Origin of the sequence: Aeromonas sp. R5-1 (assembly GCF_040908265.1) — a bacterium.
GTDB classification, from domain to species: domain Bacteria; phylum Pseudomonadota; class Gammaproteobacteria; order Enterobacterales; family Aeromonadaceae; genus Aeromonas; species Aeromonas caviae.
Map to the genome: position 1 here is coordinate 1 of NZ_JBFODJ010000041.1, position 19,385 is coordinate 19,385.

At 60.4% G+C, this 19,385-nt stretch carries 18 protein-coding genes and 1 pseudogene; 8 read left to right on the forward strand and 11 right to left on the reverse strand.

The annotated features are described in order from the left end of the window. The first annotated feature begins 1 nt into the window (after position 1). From AB5Y64_RS05155 to mutT, 3 genes and pseudogenes are all read left to right on the forward strand, one after another. A protein-coding gene (locus AB5Y64_RS05155) for an IS630 family transposase (protein ID WP_279988401.1) occupies positions 2-1,016 on the forward strand; the annotation gives its coding sequence in 2 pieces (ribosomal slippage) (positions 2-448 and positions 450-1,016; 1,014 coding nt in all). Positions 1,017-1,032: 16 nt separating this feature from the next. Beyond that, positions 1,033-2,076 (forward strand): annotated as a pseudogene (locus tag AB5Y64_RS05160) (tetratricopeptide repeat protein); the annotation flags it as partial. A gap of 8 nt (positions 2,077-2,084) precedes the next feature. Further along, positions 2,085-2,489, forward strand: coding sequence for an 8-oxo-dGTP diphosphatase MutT (gene mutT / locus AB5Y64_RS05165; protein ID WP_171864957.1), 405 nt, complete (start codon positions 2,085-2,087; stop codon positions 2,487-2,489). A gap of 55 nt (positions 2,490-2,544) precedes the next feature. On the opposite strand, the gene yacG is transcribed toward mutT, so the two are convergent. From yacG to AB5Y64_RS05210, 9 genes are all read right to left on the reverse strand, one after another. Further along, positions 2,545-2,739: a DNA gyrase inhibitor YacG gene (gene yacG, locus AB5Y64_RS05170; RefSeq protein ID WP_039040499.1), complete on the reverse strand. Its 195-nt coding sequence runs from the start codon at positions 2,737-2,739 to the stop codon at positions 2,545-2,547. 10 nt (positions 2,740-2,749) lie between these two features. Continuing rightward, a complete protein-coding gene (zapD, locus tag AB5Y64_RS05175) occupies positions 2,750-3,472 on the reverse strand; it encodes a cell division protein ZapD (protein ID WP_010675825.1) in 723 nt (240 codons plus the stop codon). A gap of 37 nt (positions 3,473-3,509) precedes the next feature. Then, positions 3,510-4,124 (reverse strand): dephospho-CoA kinase, encoded by a 615-nt coding sequence (coaE, locus tag AB5Y64_RS05180; protein ID WP_109111851.1) that lies wholly within the window; start codon positions 4,122-4,124, stop codon positions 3,510-3,512. Between the two features lie 18 nt (positions 4,125-4,142). Further along, a complete protein-coding gene (locus AB5Y64_RS05185; protein ID WP_103261555.1) occupies positions 4,143-5,018 on the reverse strand; it encodes an A24 family peptidase in 876 nt (291 codons plus the stop codon). A gap of 77 nt (positions 5,019-5,095) precedes the next feature. Next, entirely contained in the window at positions 5,096-6,337 is a 1,242-nt protein-coding gene (locus AB5Y64_RS05190) for a type II secretion system F family protein (protein WP_368203411.1), read from the reverse strand. Between the two features lie 127 nt (positions 6,338-6,464). Next, positions 6,465-8,171: a PilB family type IVa pilus assembly ATPase TapB gene (tapB, locus tag AB5Y64_RS05195; RefSeq protein ID WP_171864955.1), complete on the reverse strand. Its 1,707-nt coding sequence runs from the start codon at positions 8,169-8,171 to the stop codon at positions 6,465-6,467. 3 nt (positions 8,172-8,174) lie between these two features. After that, complete coding sequence (locus AB5Y64_RS05200) at positions 8,175-8,720, reverse strand: prepilin-type N-terminal cleavage/methylation domain-containing protein (RefSeq protein ID WP_180911333.1); 546 nt, start codon at positions 8,718-8,720, stop codon at positions 8,175-8,177. A gap of 310 nt (positions 8,721-9,030) precedes the next feature. After that, a complete protein-coding gene (nadC, locus tag AB5Y64_RS05205; protein ID WP_368203413.1) occupies positions 9,031-9,906 on the reverse strand; it encodes a carboxylating nicotinate-nucleotide diphosphorylase in 876 nt (291 codons plus the stop codon). 3 nt (positions 9,907-9,909) lie between these two features. Beyond that, positions 9,910-10,392: a TIGR02281 family clan AA aspartic protease gene (locus AB5Y64_RS05210; protein WP_171864953.1), complete on the reverse strand. Its 483-nt coding sequence runs from the start codon at positions 10,390-10,392 to the stop codon at positions 9,910-9,912. 116 nt (positions 10,393-10,508) lie between these two features. Between AB5Y64_RS05210 and ampD the strand changes: the two genes are divergently transcribed. From ampD to lpdA, 5 genes are all read left to right on the forward strand, one after another. Continuing rightward, positions 10,509-11,081: a 1,6-anhydro-N-acetylmuramyl-L-alanine amidase AmpD gene (ampD, locus tag AB5Y64_RS05215; RefSeq protein ID WP_171864952.1), complete on the forward strand. Its 573-nt coding sequence runs from the start codon at positions 10,509-10,511 to the stop codon at positions 11,079-11,081. A gap of 276 nt (positions 11,082-11,357) precedes the next feature. Next, positions 11,358-12,122 (forward strand): pyruvate dehydrogenase complex transcriptional repressor PdhR, encoded by a 765-nt coding sequence (gene pdhR / locus AB5Y64_RS05220; RefSeq protein ID WP_010675815.1) that lies wholly within the window; start codon positions 11,358-11,360, stop codon positions 12,120-12,122. A gap of 83 nt (positions 12,123-12,205) precedes the next feature. After that, positions 12,206-14,866: a pyruvate dehydrogenase (acetyl-transferring), homodimeric type gene (gene aceE / locus AB5Y64_RS05225; RefSeq protein ID WP_039040509.1), complete on the forward strand. Its 2,661-nt coding sequence runs from the start codon at positions 12,206-12,208 to the stop codon at positions 14,864-14,866. A gap of 120 nt (positions 14,867-14,986) precedes the next feature. Beyond that, a complete protein-coding gene (aceF, locus tag AB5Y64_RS05230; RefSeq protein ID WP_128296222.1) occupies positions 14,987-16,882 on the forward strand; it encodes a pyruvate dehydrogenase complex dihydrolipoyllysine-residue acetyltransferase in 1,896 nt (631 codons plus the stop codon). 148 nt (positions 16,883-17,030) lie between these two features. Next, positions 17,031-18,458, forward strand: a complete 1,428-nt coding sequence (lpdA, locus tag AB5Y64_RS05235; protein ID WP_010675812.1) for a dihydrolipoyl dehydrogenase — start codon at positions 17,031-17,033, stop codon at positions 18,456-18,458. Positions 18,459-18,531: 73 nt separating this feature from the next. Here the strand turns inward: lpdA and AB5Y64_RS05240 are convergent, their stop codons facing one another. Together AB5Y64_RS05240 and AB5Y64_RS05245 are read right to left on the reverse strand one after the other, a co-directional pair. After that, positions 18,532-18,714 carry a hypothetical protein gene (locus tag AB5Y64_RS05240; RefSeq protein WP_017779057.1) on the reverse strand — a complete coding sequence of 61 codons (183 nt, stop codon included), beginning with the start codon at positions 18,712-18,714 and terminating at the stop codon, positions 18,532-18,534. A gap of 143 nt (positions 18,715-18,857) precedes the next feature. Then, a partial coding sequence (locus AB5Y64_RS05245) for a methyl-accepting chemotaxis protein (RefSeq protein WP_368203417.1) occupies positions 18,858-19,385 on the reverse strand: 528 nt, incomplete at its 5' end.

Genomic DNA, 19,385 nt, shown 5'->3' on the forward strand with positions numbered 1-19,385 from the left:
AATCGATTTCTTGGCCCTCGCCAAGGCAGAAACCAACGCCAGGAAACGCATGCGATTCCTGGCGTTAGCACACTTTCAAGAAGGTCATTCCAGAACTGACATTGCCCGCTTTCTCAAAGTCAGCCGCACAAGTGTCAACAAATGGGTGAGCAACTTCTTGCTACACGGCGTGGCGGGGCTGGATAGTGTCCGTCCACCAGGCCGACCCGCCAAGCTCGGCGCCGAACAGCTATCCCAGCTTAGCGAATATATCGACCAACAAAGCCGGCTGGCCATCGGGGGACGACTGCAAGGTACTGATATTCAAACGTATATCGAACGAGAGTTTGGTGTGGCCTATGAACTCTCCAATGTCTACCGCCTCCTCAGAGAGCTGGGGTTTTCCTGGATAACCAGTCGCTCACGACATCCGAAGCAGGATGGGCAGGTGCAGGAAGCTTTTAAAAAACTTCCAGCTGGAAACGATCCTTAACATCCCGGGTCATGTTGCGCTTGCCAATGTCGATGTCTGGTTTCAGGACGAAGCCCGGTTTGGTCAACAAAATACGACTACCCGACTGTGGGCCAGGCGTGGCAGTCGCCCCCGAGCTATTCAGCAACAACAATTCGAGTACGTCTATCTCTTCGGTGCCGTCTGCCCTGCAACCGGGACAACGGAAGCCTTGCTCAGTCCTCTGGTAAACCGGGAGGTGATGAAGCAGCACTTGGCACTGATTGCAGCACGAACAAAGCCGGGTCGTCATGCGGTGGTGATCATGGACGGCGCCGGATGGCATACCATGGAATGTGCGGATGACTTCCCCAATCTCAGCCTGATCAAGCTCCCTCCCTATTCTCCCGAACTCAATCCCATTGAACAGGTATGGAGCTGGCTTCGTCAGCATGTGTTGGCTAATCGCAGCTTCAAGGATTACGACGACATCCTTGATGCCTGCACATCGGCCTGGAAGCACTTTATTGCCGATGTGGAGCGGGTGATGTCACTTTGTAGCCGAGATTGGATAAAACTGACCTAATGTTTAATCCGATTGGTATTACCTCTTTTTGTCCGGCGATCCCGCCTCGGCGGCCCAGGTGCTGACGCTGGCGAACCGGTCCGCGCCCGATAACACTGAGGTGCTGCGCAATCTCTGTGTCTGCCTCTCGCGCTCCGAACAACATGAGCGGGCCGTGATGCACCTGGTCGAACTGGTGCGGCGCGAGCCGGATGATTATCTGGTCCATGACGGGCTTTGCACTTCCCTTGCCAAGCTAGGACGCCATGAAGAAGCGGCACAAGCGGGAACCCGTGCCCTGACTCTCAAGGATGAGGCCGTCTCGCAGCCTGTCGCGGGGTGGGTGCTGCCGGCAGAGGGGCCGGATGACTGGCTCGCGGAGCAGGGGGAGAAGCAGGCAGTCATCGCCTTCTCCTTGTGGGGAGTACAGCCCCGCTATTTGCGGGGAGCGCTCGACAATGTGCTGGCCGCAGCTTACCTCTATCCGGGCTGGCGGGTGCGTTTTTATGTGGATGGCAGTGTCCCTCAGGGGTTTCTGGCCTGCCTGCAAGAACATGGCGCCGAGATAAAGGTGCAGCCCGATGGCCAATCCCAGCGTCAGCGCCTCTGCTGGCGCTTCCAGGTCGCCAATGATCCCGGAGTAGGGCGCTTTCTTGTGCGCGATGCGGACTCCGTGCTGAATCTGCGGGAGCGGCTGGCGGTCGATGACTGGCTTGCATCGGGGCGCTGGTTCCATATCATGCGTGACTGGTGGAGCCACACCGATCTGGTGCTGGCCGGCATGTGGGGCGGTGTGGCCGGTGTGCTGCCTCCCCTTGCGCCGCTGATGGCGAGCTATCAGCCCAGTACCATGGAAACACCGAACATCGACCAGTGGTTCTTGCGAGACTGTTTATGGCGCTATCTGCGCCAGAGCGCGCGGGTACACGATCGTTGTTTCACTCCGCCCGGTGCTGTGCCCTGGCCGCAGGTTGCGCCGCCGGGCAATGAGCATGTCGGGCAGGATCTCTTCAGGGCCCGGGGGGATCAGCAGGCCATTCGGCTTGCCCCCTGGATCGCCCGTTTGCCGTGTTTACGCTGAGGACAATGATGGAACAGAAGAAACGGATCTGGGTGGCGGTGGGTGTCATCGAGAATGAACGGGGCGATATCTTCATCGCCAAACGCTCAGCCGATCGCCATCAGGGGGATCGCTGGGAGTTTCCCGGTGGCAAGGTGGAGTCGGGGGAGGATCTGCTCACCGCGCTGGACAGGGAATTGTGGGAAGAGATCGGGATCCGGGTGCAGGATTGTGCCCCCTTCATGGAGCTGCACCACGACTACCCCGACAAGCAGGTCTTGCTGGATATCTGGAAGGTGACCCGCTTCCACGGCGAGCCCTTTGGCAAGGAGGGGCAGGAGTGCCGCTGGGTGCCACTGGCCTCGCTGCACGAATACCGCTTCCCGGATGCCAACGGCCCCATCGTCGCGCGGTTGCAGGCCTCGCTTGCCTGAAAGGATCGATACCAACGAAAAAGGGCCTGAGGGCCCTTTTTTGATCGTGAAGTGTTTATTGCCAGGGATCGCCCTGTTCCGGATCGGGCAGCAGATCCGGGTTGATCTCGCCCGGGATGCGCTTCTGTTCATCCGCCCACTCGCCGAGGTCGATCAGCTGGCAGCGCTTGCTGCAGAAGGGGCGAAACGGGCTCTGCGGACCCCATTCGATCTCGCTCTGACAGGTCGGACACTTTACCTTGGTCACCATGGGGCGCTCCTCAACAACAGGCGAGCTGGAAGGAGACGTCGCCTATCTGCTGTTCCGTCGTCGGCAGGAAGCGCAGGGCGAAGCGGTTCTTGTGGCCGCTCAGGGTCGGATAGCAGGGTTGGGTGCCCGCCAGACGGATGCGGATCAGTTCAGCCCCTTCGGCGGTATCCTGGAAGAAGCCATTGGTGGCCACCTGGTCGCTGAAGTTGCCCGACTCGCGCCACAGGCGCAGCAACAGTGAGATGGCGTTCATCAACAGGGTGATGTCACTCAGCCATTGCTGCATCTGCTGGTGGCGGGTGACGGCCGGGGTCGCCAGCCAGTGGTGCAGTTGCGGCACATCGAAGGCGCACAGACCACCCGGAATGGAGAAGCGCTGACGAATGGAGCCGAGCAGGCGATCCTCTTTCAGACGGGCGCCGGGGCGCGGGGAGTTCAGCAGGTTGCGGGAGAGCTGGGTACTCTCCTGCTGCATCCGCTGGATCTGCTCGAGATCGACGTCAGGCAGACTGGCCCAGTGGCTCAGGCGTTGGCCGAGGCGCTCCAGATCCTTGATGAGATCGGCTCGCAGGTCACCACGCTCCAGCAACTCCTGCAAATCGAACAACCCCTTGAAGAAGGCGATATGTGCCCAGGACTGGTCACTCTCCAGATTGTCGCGGATCTGGGAAAACAGGGACTCCAGACGAAGATAGGTCCGGCTTTTTTCATTGAGGGGAAAATCGTAAATCATGCCTAATCCTGGCCAGCCATAAACCGGCCTAGTGTACTCACAGTTGGTGGGCTTGTTGAGAGGCAAATGCCAGATATGTCTGGTGCAGGGCGAAAATTCGCTGTCCGATGGTCTCACTCGTACCACTCTGGTTGTCCAGGACGTCGTCGGCCATCGCCAGGCGCTCGCTGCGGCTCGCCTGGGACGCCAGTATCGCCTGGGCCTGTTCCCGACTGACGCCATCGCGGCGGCAGGTACGCTCGATTTGTGTCGCTTCGTCCACATCGATCACCAGTACCCGATCGGCGAGGGAAGTGAGCCTGTTTTCCACCAGCAAGGGGACGACCAGCAGGCAGTAGGGGGAGCGGGTTGCCGCACACTGGCGCAGCATCTCGCTGCGGATGAGGGGATGGAGCAGGGCATTGAGCCACTCCTTGGCCTGCGAGTCGGTGAAGATCCGCTCTCGCAGCCGGCGGCGATCGAGCTGGCCATCGGGGGCAACGACATCCGGGCCAAAATGGGCGGCGATGGCAGCCAGAGCAGGGGTGCCGGGCTCCACCACCTCGCGGGCGATGATGTCCGCATCCACCACCTCGATGCCCAGCTCGGCAAAGCGGTTGGCAACCGTGGTCTTGCCGCTGCCGATTCCCCCTGTGATTGCGACTACATACATGGGTCAGAGATCCTTTTGCTAGAGCACGACATCAAGATACCAGCGGGTGATGCTATCGCCCCACAGCAGCGTTATCCAGCCCGCGATGGCGAGATAGGGGCCAAAGGGAATGGGTTTGCCCTGGTGGTGATTGCGCAGCAGGATGAGACCGATGCCGATGATGGCGCCTGCCAGCGAGGAAAGCAGCAGCACGATGGGCAAGGCTTGCCAGCCGAGCCAGGCGCCCAGCGCCGCCAGCAGTTTGAAGTCGCCATAGCCCATCCCTTCCTTGCCGGTCAGCAGCTTGAAGGCCCAGTAGAGGCTCCAGAGCACCAGATAGCCAGCCATGGCGCCGACCACCCCATCGGCCAGGGGCACGAAACCGCCCGCCAGATTGAACAGCAGGCCACCCCAGAGCAGGGGCAGGGTGAGCTGATCCGGCAAGAGCATCTTGTCCAGGTCGATGAAGGTCAGTGCGACCAATGTCCAGGTGAGCAACAGAGCGGCAAGGGTGCCCCAGCCGGGGGCAAGCGCGGCTGCTACCGAGACCGACAGCAGGGCTGTGAGCAGCTCAACCAGGGGATAGCGAGCCGAAATGGGGGCGTGGCAGTTGCGGCAGCGCCCCCTGAGCCATAGCCAGCTCAGCAGGGGAATGTTCTCCAACGCCCCTATGGGGTGGTCGCAGTGGGGGCAGCGGGAGCGAGGCACCATGAGGTTGTATCGTCCGGTTGCAGGAGGAGTTGCTTCACCGTCACCGAAATAGTCGCTGTATTCGGCATGCCAGGCCCGCTCCATCATGATGGGCAGGCGATGGATAACGACGTTCAGGAAGCTGCCCACCATCAGGGAGAAAAGGAAAATCAAGGAGAGATAGAGCCAGGGCAAGCCCTGGGCCAGTTCGATCAAAGGCACCATAGATCAATCGCTTGTGTCGGGAACGGGGATGACAGATGGCCGGGGGAAATGCACCGCCCGGCCCTCTGTCGAGGTGGTCAGTGTATCACAGAGCCCAGCTTGAAAATGGGGAGGTACATGGCCACGACCATGCCGCCGACCAGCACCCCGAGCACCACCATGATGATGGGTTCGAGCAGGCTGGTGAGGCCGTCGACCATGTCGTCCACTTCCTGTTCGAAAATGGCGGCGACCTTGGAGAGCATGTCGTCGATGGCGCCGGATTCCTCACCGATCATCACCATCTGGGTCACCATGTCGGGGAAAAGATCCACGGTGCGCATGGCGACGTTGATCTGCATGCCGGCCACCACCTCGTTGCGAATGGCCATGGTCGCAGTGCGATAGACATAGTTGCCCGATGCTCTGGCCGCCGAGACCAGGGCATCCACCAGTGGGATACCGGCGGAGAAGGTGGTGGAGAGGGTGCGGGCAAAACGGGCCATGGCCGCCTTGTGCAGTATGTTGCCCACCACGGGAATGGTGAGGATGAACTTGTCCGTGTTGTCCCTGACCTTCTGGGATTTTCGCCAGGCCCGCACATAGAGGAAGACGGCGAGAGCCGCGCCGCCAAAGATGGCGTACCACCACTCCTGCATAAAGCGGGAGATGGTGATGACGAACCGGGTAAAGGCGGGCAGCTCGGCACCGAAGCTCTTGAAGATATCCTCGAACTGGGGAATGACGAAGAGCAGCAGGATGGAGGTGACGACGATGGCCACCAGAATGACCATGGACGGATAGAACATGGCCTTCTTGATCTTGGATTTGAGGGCTTCGTTCTTCTCGCGGTAGATGGCAATCCGGTCGTAGATGGTCTCCAGAGCACCGGATTGCTCGCCTGCCTCGACCAGATCGCAGTAGAGATCATCAAAGTAACGGGGATGGCGGCGCAGCGCCTCCGACAGCGGGGTGCCGGTCTCCACATCGGCGGCGATCTGGCCGATTAGTTCGCGCACCGCCGTCTTTTCATGGCCTCGGGCGATGATCTGCAGGCTCTGCACCAGAGGCACGCCGGCGGAGAGCATGGTAGTGATCTGGCGGGAGATGACGGCGATATCCATCGGCTTGATCCGGGCGCCGCCCTTGGAGAACAGCCCCTGTCCCTGCTTGCTGACCTTGGTGACATTGACGCCCTGCTTGCGCAGCTCCGCCTTGACGGTATTGATGCTGTCGGCTTGCAGCTCGCCGGAGACCTTCTGTCCCTTGCGGTTGACGCCGTGCCAGCGGTAGGAGAAGACTTTTTTCGGTGCGTTGCGTTTTTGAGCTAATGTGGCCATCACTGCATCCTGCAATTGGGCGACGGTGGCCGGATGCTGCTGCCTGTCCGGCTCATCTTGGCTTGAAGAAGGTCATCGGGGTGATTACAGCGGCTTCACCCGGCGAGATGACTCGGGCACTGCGAACTCAGTTGGTGGTGATCCTGTTGATTTCGGCCAGGCTGGTGACGCCAAGACGCGCTTTCTCGAGGCCGGATGTGCGCAGGGTGCGCATCCCTTCCTTTTGGGCTATCGCGGCAATCTGCAGCGAGTTGGCTCCCTGCATGATGAGTTTGGCGATGTTGTCGGACATCAGCATGATCTCATAGATGCCGACCCGGCCTCTGTAGCCTCCCGAGCACTCCTTGCATCCCACGGGCTTGAACAGCCGCAACCCGGCGGCCAGTTGCTGCTGGGTGAAGCCCAGCTCCAGCAACTCGGCTTCCGGCACCACTTCCGGCGCCTTGCAGTGATCGCACAGTTTGCGTGCGAGACGCTGGGCCATGATGAGGGTTACCGAGGAGGCGATGTTGAAGGCGGGGACGCCCATGTTCATCATGCGGGTGAGTGTCTCGGCCGCCGAATTGGTGTGCAGAGTAGAGAGCACCAGGTGACCGGTCTGGGCGGCCTTGATGGCGATCTCGGCGGTTTCCAGATCCCGTATTTCGCCTACCATGACGATGTCGGGGTCCTGACGCAGGAAGGAGCGCAGGGCGCTGGCAAAGGTGAGCCCCGCCTTGGGATTGATCTGCACCTGGTTGACGCCGGGCAGGTTGATCTCTACCGGGTCCTCGGCGGTGGAGATGTTGACCTCGCTGGTGTTGAGGATGTTGAGGCCGGTATAGAGCGATACCGTCTTGCCCGACCCTGTGGGGCCGGTGACCAGGATCATCCCCTGCGGCTTGGAGAGGGCGTGAAGGTACTGCCCTTTCTGGCGTTCGTCGAAGCCGAGCTGATCGAGGTTGAGACGGGCGGCAGAGGAGTCCAGCAAGCGGATGACGATTTTCTCGCCCCACATGGTGGGCAGGGTGTTGACCCGCATGTCCATGGATCTGTTGCGTGAGATCTTGAGTTTGATCCGGCCATCCTGGGGCAGGCGCCGTTCGGCAATGTCGAGCCGTGCCATCACCTTGAGGCGAGCCGCGAAGCGGTTGGCCAGGTTGACCGGCGGCGTGGCGACTTCGTGCAGTATGCCGTCTACCCGAAAGCGGATCCGGTACTTGGTCTCGTAGGGTTCGAAATGCAGGTCGGAGGCCCCACGCTTGATGGCATCCATCATGATCTTGTGGATGTATTTGACGATGGGTGCGTCATCGTCCGCGGTGTTGACGCTCTCGTCGAGGCGGGAACTCTCGTCGGAGACCTCGAGTTCGGAGATCTCGGCCTCGTCGATATGATCCATGCCCAGGGTATCCTGCTCGCTCTCCATCAGCTTGCCGATGGCGGCGGTCAGCTTGCTCTCTTCGACCAGCAGGGCTTCCGTGTGCAGGCCAAAACTGAAACCAAAATCCTCCAGAGCCGACACATTGGTCGGATCGGACATGGCGATATAGAGAGTATGCCCCTGGGTGTAGATGGGCAGGACATGGTGCTTTTCAATCAGCTTTTGATTGAGGTATTTCTGCGGGATCTCGGCGAGATCAAAGGCCGCCAGATCCAGCAGAGGTACCCCATATTCCAGCTCGCAGAAATCGGCGAGGGCTTTGCTGTCGAGGATGTCGTTTTCAATCAGGAAGGTGACAAAGGGCTTGCGCTGCGCCTTGGCCTGGCTCAGATAGCGCTGTGAGTCTGGCTCACTGAGGAGGGAAGAAGCGGCCAGGCTGGTGGCCAGGCCGCTATTGAGGCTAGAGGTCATGCGTTAGCACATGCCAGCTTTAGCGCAGGTGCCTGTATCTTTTCTCCAGTTTACTTGTTTGGAAGCGGCTATCTCGCCGTGCATCACAAATGTGGGGTTACTTGGAGTCAGAGAGCCAAAGTCTGTGCCACTCGTCACAGTGATGTCTATCCCTGCGTTTGCATTGGCAGGAGCAACAGGAATTCTGCCATCAGTCGCACCAGCAGTACCATTAGCTCCACTTGCTGCCGCAAGTGTTACCGTGGCGCTGGTATTGACACGAGCTGGATTGGCACTTTGAATCGCAGCTTTTAAAGCCGCGTTTGCGGCATCGACACACTGCAAGCCTCTATTTGCTGTTGATGTGTTAATAGATGCGGAGGGAATATCCAAACCTTGGGCACAGACTTCGAAGGCCGTTTTTGCAGGCCCTGCTGCTGCAACGACTTCAGAATATTTAGCTCTGAGGGTGTATGTCTGATACGCCGGCAAGGCGATGGCGGCGAGGATGGCGACGATCGCAACGACGATCATCAATTCGATTAGCGTAAACCCTGACTGTCTTTTCATGTCAAATATCCTTTTTTCCATGTTTCCTGATAAGCACCGGTGGAATGCTATCCACGCTGGTATCTTATCCGAGCGCTTCGGGTTGGCAACAGAGGCGGAGACCTTGTTAGCCACTTTTATGTCATTTAGTGAAATGTGTAGAAAAATCAAAGATTAAATGGCTTCCATTGGCACTTGTCATGAGGCGGGAGGGCCCATCTTCACACTCCTTATGTCGTGGGATCCTGCATAAAGAAAAGGCGCCGATGGCGCCTTTTGCAAGTTTCGAGCCCTGTAATATTTTTGGGCACGAGCAACGGATGGGGCTTGCTCAAGCCTCGACAAAGCGCATGGAGAGATCCAGTGCCCGCACATGCTTGGTCAGCGCTCCCACCGAGATGAAGTCGATCCCGGTCGCGGCGTATCCGGCAAGGGTATCGAGGGTGACGTTGCCGGAGACTTCCAGCTTGGCTCTGCCCTGATTGAGGCGAACGGCTTCCTGCATCATGGGGATGTCGAAGTTGTCCAGCATCACGATGTCGGCCTCGGCCGCCAGAGCCAGTTCCAGTTCGGCCAGCGATTCGACCTCCACTTCTACCGGTTTGCCCGGGTTGAGGTGACGCGCCTGGGCGATGGCTTCCTGAATGCCCCCGCAGGCCAGGATGTGGTTCTCCTTGATGAGGTAGGCATCAAACAGACCGATACGGTGGTTTTTGCCGCCCCCGCAGGTGACCGCATACTTCTGGGCGCTGCGCAGGCCGGGCAGGGTCTTGCGGGTATCGAGCAGGCGGCAGTCAGTGCCTTCCAGCTCGGCCACATAACGGGCGGTCAGGGTGGCGACCCCGGAAAGGGTCTGCACGAAGTTCAGCGCATTGCGCTCGCCGGTCAGCAGCACGCGGGCGGGGCCATGGAGGCGGAACAGCTCCTGATTGGGGGCAAGGCGTTCACCATCTTGCACTTTCCACTCGACCTTCACTTCGCCACCGAGCTGGGCCTTAAGTTGCAAAAAGACCTCGTCGACCCAGGGCTGGCCGCAGAAGACGCCCGCCTCGCGGGTGATGACTCGCGCGGTCGAGATGCGATCAGCCGGGATCAGCTGGGCCGTGATGTCGGCGCTGGCATCCGGTTGATCCAGCGCGGTGAGGGCATCGCCCAAGTCTTCGAGAAGTGCGGCGCGCACGGCGCGGCGGATGTCCTGTTGTAACATGCCTTATTCCTGCAAGGGTCTGAGAAGCAATTGCCTGTCTTTCTGGCGCAATTCCAGCCTGCCCAGGGCATTCATGCCCACCAGGATCTCCTCCCCGTCGGCAGCCGGATTGATAAAGACGGACAAATCGTACAGGGTCAGCGGACCCATCGCCAGACTTTCGATCCGGCCGGTTTCGACCTGGATCTCTCCGGCTGCCGTGTTGACCCGGCTGCGGCCCGTGGCGACGAGGCCGAGCCGGGCGGCCACCTGGCTCGGTATGGTCACCCGGGTTGCTCCTGTGTCCAGCAGCAGTTGCACCGGCTGGTCGTTGATGGCACCCTCCAGACGATAATGGCCGCTGGCATCGGCCCTGAGCAGCAGATCGCCGCTGGCGGTCACCGACGGTTGTTCACGACCATGAAAGTAGAGGGTCAGCAGACCCAGCAGCGAGAGCCAGGCGAGCAGCCAGAGACGGCGTGCCATCGGGTGCATAGTGTGTTCCATATCGCGCGAGTGAATGGCTCAGCCTAACATAGCGTTATCCATGAATTCAGAGACTTGTTCCCAGTTTTCCCATCCCGCCAGAGGCACATCGCTTCCATTTGTGAGTCGAGCAGACGATGACACAACCCACAACCCTGTTTTCCATCGATCGTGAAGGATGGTGCGAGCAGGCCCGCAAGGTGCCTTCCCCCCATCACAATGAGAGGCTCAGCCCGGAGGATGTCTCCTTGCTGGTGATACACGGCATCAGCCTGCCCCCCGGGCAGTTTGGTGGCCCCTTTATCGACGATCTGTTTCTGGGGCGGCTCGATCCCGGTGTTCACCCCTATTTCGCCGGTATTCACCAACTGAGGGTCTCGGCCCACTGCCTGATCCGCCGCGATGGGGAACTGGTACAGTACGTGCCTTTTGCCGCCAGGGCATGGCATGCGGGAGTCTCGATCTGGGAGGGGAGGGAGGCATGCAACGATTTTTCCATCGGGATCGAACTGGAAGGGACCGACGAGCTTCCCTACAGCGACAAGCAATACGAGGTGCTGTCGGACCTCAGCCGGGCGATTGTTCACCGTTATCCCGCCATCACGGCGGACCGTATTGTCGGCCACTGCGACATCGCGCCGGGCCGCAAGACGGATCCGGGTGACAGTTTCGAATGGCCTCGCTATCGGGAAAAGCTTCACTTTGAGTGAAAAATCTAAAAATTATTTTGTGTTTTTAGAATCAATGGCTTGCCTTGTCTGGCAAGCCATTTTTCATGCTGTTGAACAAATGTTATCGGTGAGCAAGCTCACAAATATTGGTCAGACCATTTTCTATGAGCTATATCATGATTCCGCGTTTTTACCCCCAAAGTGGCAACCGAGCTTCTTGATTCAGATCATCTTTTGGGTGGACTTTTTTCAAGCCCTCTGCTAATTTTCGCCCCAATCATAAAATTGGTAATACCAATTTAACAAAGTAGCCTCATGCCCTATATCAAGATAACTCAGCCCAAGCTGGCCGACGCCATTGTCGCCGAGCTGGAAAGCATGATTCTGGAAGGCAGCCTGCAGCCGGGCCAGAAGTTGCCGCCCGAGCGGGAACTCGCCATCCAGTTTCAGGTGTCGCGCCCTTCCTTGCGCGAAGCCATCCAGCGCCTGGAAGCGAGAGGACTCTTGTATCGTCGTCAGGGCGGTGGCACTTACGTACAAAATGCCCTGAGCAAGGGGATCGCCGACCCCCTGTTCGAACTGCTCAGTACTCACCCGGAAGCCCAGTACGACCTGCTGGAGTTTCGTCACGCGCTGGAAGGCATCTGTGCCTACTATGCGGCGCTGCGGGGCACCGAGGCTGATTTCGAACGGATTCGCCTGGCGCAAGCCGCCATCGAAGAAGCTGGTCAGCAAGGGTCGCTGGTGGTCGAATCGGCCGCCGTGACCCAGTTCTATCTGGCCGTGGCCGAGGCCTCCCACAACGTGGTGCTGCTGCATCTGTTGCGGGCCATGGGCCCCATGCTCGAGCAGAACATTTTACGCAATAACGAAATTTTGAATCGCCGTCCGGGAGTGGTCGCCAAGATCCGTCGCCATCGTGCGAGCCTGATCGAGGCTATCCTGTCGGGGGCTCCGGAGCGGGCCAGGGCTGCTTGTCATGAGCACCTGGCCTTTATCGAGGACACCTTGTTGGATATGCAGAGGGAAGACAGCCGGATCCAGCGATCCATGCGTCGGATCCGTCAGCAGGAAAACTAATCCCACAAGGCTTTCTTAATTGTCGAATGCTTGCGCCCTTCGCCGTGCAATGCCGTGCAATCACAACAACATAGGAACCAGCCATGTCTGATATCCTGAAGAACGATGTGGACCCGATAGAAACGCTGGAGTGGCTTGCCTCTCTGGAATCCCTGCTGCGTGAAGAGGGTCCGCAACGCGCTCAGTTCATCCTTGAACAGTTGGCCGAGAAAGCCCGCGCAAGCGGTGTGGACGTGGCTGCCAAGGCAAACCGCGACTACATCAACACCATCCCGTCCAGCGACGAGCCGGCTTACCCGGGCGACCTGGAAATGGAACGCCGCATTCGCGCCATCATCCGCTGGAATGCCATGATGATCGTGCTGCGCGCCTCCAAGAAAGACCTGGACCTGGGTGGTCACATGTCTTCCTTCGCTTCTTCCGCGACCATCTACGAAGTCTGCTACAACCACTTCTTCCGTGCCCGCAACGAGAAGGACGGTGGCGATCTGGTCTACTTCCAGGGTCACATCTCCCCGGGCATCTACGCCCGTGCATTCGCCGAAGGTCGTCTGACCGAAGAGCAGCTGGACAACTTCCGTCAGGAAGTGGATGGCAAGGGTATCCCTTCCTACCCGCACCCGAAACTGATGCCGGAATTCTGGCAGTTCCCGACCGTTTCCATGGGGCTGGGCCCCATCGCCGCCATCTATCAGGCGCGTTTCCTGAAGTACCTGACCGACCGTGGCATCAAGGATTGCTCCGAGCAGACCGTTTACGCCTTCCTGGGTGACGGCGAGATGGACGAGCCGGAAGCCAAGGGTGCCCTGACCGTTGCCGTGCGTGAAAAGCTCGACAACCTGGTGTTCGTGGTCAACTGCAACCTGCAGCGTCTGGATGGTCCGGTTGTCGGCAACGGCAAGGTCATCAACGAGCTGGAAGGTCTGTTCGCCGGCGCTGGCTGGGACGTGACCAAGGTCATCTGGGGTCGCAAGTGGGATGAGCTGCTGAAGAAAGACACTTCCGGCAAGCTGATCCAGCTGATGAACGAGACCGTGGACGGTGACTACCAGACCATGAAGTCCCGCGACGGTGCCTACGTGCGCGAGCACTTCTTCAACCGTTATCCGGAAACCGCCGCGCTGGTCAAAGACATGACCGACGAGGAGATCTTCGCCCTGAACCGCGGTGGTCACGACCCCCGCAAACTGTTCGCCGCCTTCTCCAAGGCTGCACAGACCAAGGGCAAGCCGACCGTGATCCTGGCCAAGACCATCAAGGGCTATGGCATGGGCGAAGCGGCCGAAGGCAAGAACATCGCTCACCAGGTCAAGAAGATGGATCTGGGCTCCGTGCGTCACCTGCGCGATCGTTTCAACCTGCCGGTCACCGACGAGCAGCTGGAAAACCTGCCGTACCTGAAGATCGAAGAGGGTACCGAAGAGCACAAGTACCTGCACGCCCGCCGTGCCGCACTGAAGGGCTATGTACCGACCCGTCTGCGCGAGAGCACCACCAAGCTGGAAATCCCGGCGCTGGATGCCTTCGGTCCGCTGCTGGGTGAACAGGCGCGCGAAATCTCCACCACCATGGCGTTCGTGCGTTCCCTGAACGTGATGCTGAAAGACAAGTCCATCGGCAAGCGCATCGTCCCGATCCTGGCTGACGAAGCCCGTACCTTCGGTATGGAAGGCCTGTTCCGCCAGATCGGTATCTACAGCCCGCACGGTCAGCAGTACACCCCGCAAGACCGCGACATCGTCTCCTACTACAAGGAAGACAAGCAGGGTCAGGTTCTGCAAGACGGTATCAACGAGCTGGGCGCCATGTCCTCCTGGCTGGCTGCTGCGACCTCTTACAGCACCAACGACTGCCCGATGATCCCGTTCTACATCTACTACTCCATGTTCGGCTTCCAGCGGATCGGCGACATGGCGTGGGCAGCCGGTGACCAGCAAGCCCGTGGCTTCCTGCTGGGCGCGACCTCCGGTCGTACCACTCTCAACGGAGAGGGCTTGCAGCACGAAGATGGTCACAGCCACATCCTGGCCAACACCATCCCGAACTGCATCTCCTACGACCCGTCCTACGCCTATGAAGTGGCGGTGATCGTACAGGACGGCCTGCGCCGCATGTACGGTGAGAACCCGGAAAACGTGTTCTACTACATCACTACCCTGAACGAGAACTATGCCATGCCGGCCATGCCGGAAGGCGCCGAGGAAGGCATCCGCAAGGGTATCTACAAGCTGGAAACCGTGGCCGGCACCAAGGCCAAGGTACAGCTGCTGGGTTGTGGTTCCATCCTGGGTCACGTGCGCACTGCCGCCCAGATCCTGGCCAGCGAGTACGGCGTGGGTTCCGACGTGTTCAGCGTCACCTCCTTCAACGAACTGGCTCGTGACGGTCAGGACGCGGATCGCTGGAACATGCTGCACCCGACCGCCGAAGCGCGTGTGCCCTACATCGCTCAGGTACTGGGCAGCGAAGCCACCATCGCCGCGACCGACTACATGAAGTCCTTCGCCGATCAGGTGCGTGCCTTCGTTCCGACCGAGAACTACCGTGTACTGGGTACCGACGGTTACGGCCGCTCCGACAGCCGTGCCAACCTGCGTCGTCACTTCGAAGTGAACGAGTTCTACGTAGTGGTTGCTGCCCTGACCGAACTGGCCAAGCGCGGCGAGGTAGACAAGCAGGTTGTGGCCGAAGCCATCGCCAAGTACGGCATCGATGCCGACAAGGTCAACCCGCTGTACGCGTAAGAGGATTGAGTGTCGCGCCGGGTATCCGGCGCGACCTTGCCTGGGTTTAAACGGATAACGCGGGATGCGCGTGGTGATGCTCAGGCAGCCACGCGGATGCACGCAAGAGGATAAAGCGCAATGTCCAAACAGATTATGGTGCCGGATATCGGTGCCGATGAAGTTGAAGTCACCGAGATCATGGTGGCCGTGGGTGACAAGGTCGAGCTGGACCAGTCCCTGATCGCCGTGGAAGGTGACAAGGCCTCCATGGAAGTCCCGGCCCCCGCCGCCGGTATCGTCAAAGAGATCCTGATCAAGGTGGGCGACAAGGTTGCCACTGGTTCCCAGATCATGGTCTTCGAAGCCGAGGGTGCTGCCGCACCGGCTCCGGTCCAGGCTGCTGCCCCGGTTGCTGCCGCGCCGGCCGCCGCTCCTGCTGCTGCCGCTCGCCAGGACGTCAACGTGCCGGACATCGGTGGTGACGAAGTCGAAGTGACTGACATCATGGTTGCCGTGGGCGACATGGTTGAAGCCGACCAGTCCATCATCGCCGTGGAAGGTGACAAGGCCTCCATGGAAGTCCCGGCACCGTTCGCCGGTCGCGTGGTCGAGATCAAGGTTGCCGCCGGCGCCAAGGTTTCTACCGGCTCCCTGGTGATGGTCTTCGAAGTGGCGGGCGCTGCCCCGGCCGCTGTTGCCGCGCCGGCTCCTGCTGCTGCCCCCGTGGCTGCCGCTGCTCCGGTTGCCGCCGGTGCCAAGGACGTCAACGTGCCGGATATCGGTGGCGATGAAGTCGAAGTCACCGAGATCATGGTTGCCGTGGGTGACAAGGTTGAAGCCGACCAGTCCCTGATCACCGTGGAAGGCGACAAGGCCTCCATGGAAGTGCCTGCGCCGTTCGCCGGTGTGGTCAAGGAGATCAAGGTGAAGGCGGGTGACAAGGTCTCCACCGGTTCCCTGATCATGGTATTCGAAGTGGCGGGTGCCGCCCCGGCTGCCGTGGCTGCTCCGGCTCCTGCCGCGGCGCCCGTTGCTGCCGCGCCGGCTGCCGCCGCTCCTGCACCGGTTGCCCAGGCTGCTGCCGCTTCCGATTTCGTCGCCAACGACGCCTATGTCCACGCCTCCCCGGCTGTACGCCGTCTGGCGCGCGAGTTCGGCGTCAACCTGGCCAAGGTGAAAGCCTCCGGTCGCAAGGGTCGCATCGTCAAAGAAGACGTGCAGGCTTACGTGAAGGATGCGGTCAAGCGCGCCGAGTCCGCTCCGGCTGCCGGCACCGGCACTGGCAACGGCATGAGCGTCGTGGCCTGGCCGAAGGTTGATTTCAGCAAGTTCGGCCCGGTCGAAGAGCTGGAACTGACCCGTATCCAGAAGATCTCCGGTCCTGCCCTGCACCGCAACTGGGCCATGATCCCCCACGTTACCCAGTTCGACGAAGCCGATACCACGGATCTGGAAGCGTTCCGCAAAGAGCAGAACATCCTGGCCGAGAAGCAGAAGCTGGACGTGAAGATCACCCCGCTGGTGTTCATCCTGAAGGCGGCCGCCAAGGCCCTGGAAGCCCATCCGCGCTTCTGCAGCGCCCTGTCCGAAGACGGCAGCAAGCTGATCATGAAGAAGTACATCCACATCGGTGTGGCGGTGGATACCCCCAACGGTCTGGTGGTTCCGGTGGTTCGCGACGTCAACAAGAAGGGCATCCACGAGCTGTCCCGCGATCTGGCCGAGATCTCCAAGAAGGCCCGTGCCGGCAAGCTGACCGCTGCCGACATGCAGGGCGGTTGCTTCACCATCTCCAGCCTGGGTGGCATCGGCGGTACCAGCTTTACCCCGATCGTCAACGCGCCGGAAGTGGCCATCCTGGGCGTCTCCAAGTCCGAGATGAAGCCGAAGTGGAACGGTAAAGAGTTCGTGCCGCGCCTGATGCTGCCGCTGGCTCTGAGCTACGACCACCGCGTCATCGATGGCGCCGACGGTGCCCGCTTCATCACCACCCTGAGTGGTGTGTTGTCCGACATTCGTCGACTGGTCCTGTAAGTGAGAGGGCGGGCCCAGAGCCCGCCCTTTTTGCTTCTCATTTCGTTAACAGGATTGTAAACTTGCCCCGTTTTTTTCACGGCTGCAGCGGCCTTGTTTGGCATAAGACTGTGCTGTCCGGGGATATAAGAACGACAAAGAGGTCATGATGAGTAAAGAAATCAAAACCCAGGTCGTAGTACTGGGTGCTGGCCCTGCCGGTTATTCCGCTGCCTTCCGTGCGGCTGACTTGGGTCTGGATACCATTATCGTCGAGCGTTACTCCACCCTGGGTGGCGTCTGCCTGAACGTGGGTTGCATCCCGTCCAAGGCACTGCTGCACGTCGCCAAAGTCATTGAAGAAGCCAAGGCGCTGGCCGAGCACGGCATCGTCTTCGGTGCCCCGCAGACCGACATCGACAAGGTGCGTCTGTGGAAAGAGAAGGTCATCAACCAGCTGACCGGCGGTCTGGCTGGCATGGCCAAGATGCGTAAAGTCCAGGTCGTGAACGGCTTCGGCAAGTTCACCGGTCCGAACACGCTGGAAGTGGAAGGCGCCGACGGCAAGACCACCGTCACCTTCGACAACGCCATCATCGCCGCCGGTTCCCGTCCGGTGAAGCTGCCGTTCATCCCCCATGACGACCCCCGCGTATGGGACTCTACCGATGCGCTGGAGCTGACGACCGTTCCTGGCAAGCTGCTGGTCATCGGTGGCGGCATCATCGGTCTGGAGATGGGTACCGTGTACTCCTCCCTGGGTTCCGAGATCGACGTGGTGGAATTTGCCGACCAGCTGGTACCGGCTGCCGACAAAGACATCGTCAAGATCTACACCAAGCGCGTGGCCAAGAAATTCAACATCATGCTGGAGACCAAGGTCACCGCCGTTGAAGCCCGCGAAGACGGCCTGTACGTCTCCTACGAAGGCAAGCACGCCCCGGCCGAGCCGGTTCGCTATGACAACGTGCTGGTTGCCGTAGGCCGTGTGCCGAACGGCAAGATGCTGGATGCCGAGAAGGCTGGTGTTGCCGTCAACGAGCGCGGTTTCATCGAGGTGGACAAGCAGCTGCGTACCAACGTGGCCCACATCCACGCCATCGGCGACATCGTCGGTCAGCCCATGCTGGCCCACAAGGGTGTACACGAAGGCCACGTGGCGGCCGAAGTCATCGCCGGCAAGAAGCACTACTTCGACCCGAAAGTGATTCCGTCCATCGCCTATACCGAGCCTGAGATGGCCTGGGTGGGTCTGACCGAGAAGGAAGCCAAGCAACAGGGTCTGAACTTCGAAGTCGCCACCTTCCCGTGGGCTGCTTCCGGTCGCGCCATCGCGTCCGACTGCTCCGACGGCATGACCAAGCTGATCTTCGACAAGGAGAGCGGCCGCGTCATCGGTGGTGCCATCGTGGGCACCAACGGCGGTGAACTGCTGGGTGAAATCGGTCTGGCCATCGAGATGGGTGCCGACGCCGAAGACATCGCGCTGACCATCCACGCTCACCCGACTCTGCACGAGTCCGTGGGTCTGGCTGCCGAAGTGTTCGAAGGCTCCATCACCGACCTGCCGAACGCCAAGGCCAAGAAGAAAAAATAATCTTCTGCCCGTTTCATAAGAAAAGCCGCTCCATGGAGCGGCTTTTTGTTGTCTGTCTTTCGGCACCCAGCGGTCAGCAGCGCCCCTTCTTGGCCTGTCCCGGTGGGCAGAAGGTACCGTAGCCTCCGCGATCCCCGTCGCTGACCCGGATCCGGGTATCGTCCACGCTCACATCGGCCCCGTGCACCCGCACGGGCCCGCTGCTGCAGGCACTGAGCAGCCCCCCCAGCACTATCATCACGACCAGCTTGCCCATCATACCTCCTCGCGTTTTCCTGATTATGAGGCATGTGGCAGGGCGGTGGGAGACGACGTATCCCCCGTGCGTCACGGCTTGCCGTGGTCATGAAGAAGGGCGCCGAAGCGCCCTGGTGCGGGTCAGGAAGAGGTGCCGGACGCTCAGAGGCGGAAGTTGCCGACCAGCTTGTCGAGCTCGCCGGAGAGGTGCTGCAGGTTGCGGCTCGACTCGGTCAGGTGATGGGCGATATCGGCGGTCTCCATGGTGAGCTGGTTGATGTCCTCCACGTTGCGGTTGAGTTCGCCCACCACGCTCGACTGCTCTTCGGTGGCGGTGGCGACCTGGATGTTCATGTCGCTGATCTGGGTGATGTGTCCGGTGATCTGGTCGAGGGCGCCGTTGGCCTCGTCGGCCTGGGTCACCACCCGCAGGCTCTGGTTGCGGCCCTGGGCCATGGCGCTGACGGCGCGGGCGCTCTGCTCCTGGAGGCTGTTGATCATGCTCTGGATCTCGGCGGTGGAGGCGGCGGAGCGGCTGGCGAGGTTGCGCACCTCGTCGGCCACCACGGCGAAGCCACGGCCCTGCTCGCCGGCGCGGGCGGCCTCGATGGCGGCGTTGAGGGCCAGCAGGTTGGTCTGCTCCGAGATGCTGCGGATGGTGTCGAGGATGCTGCCGATGGAGTCGGTCTG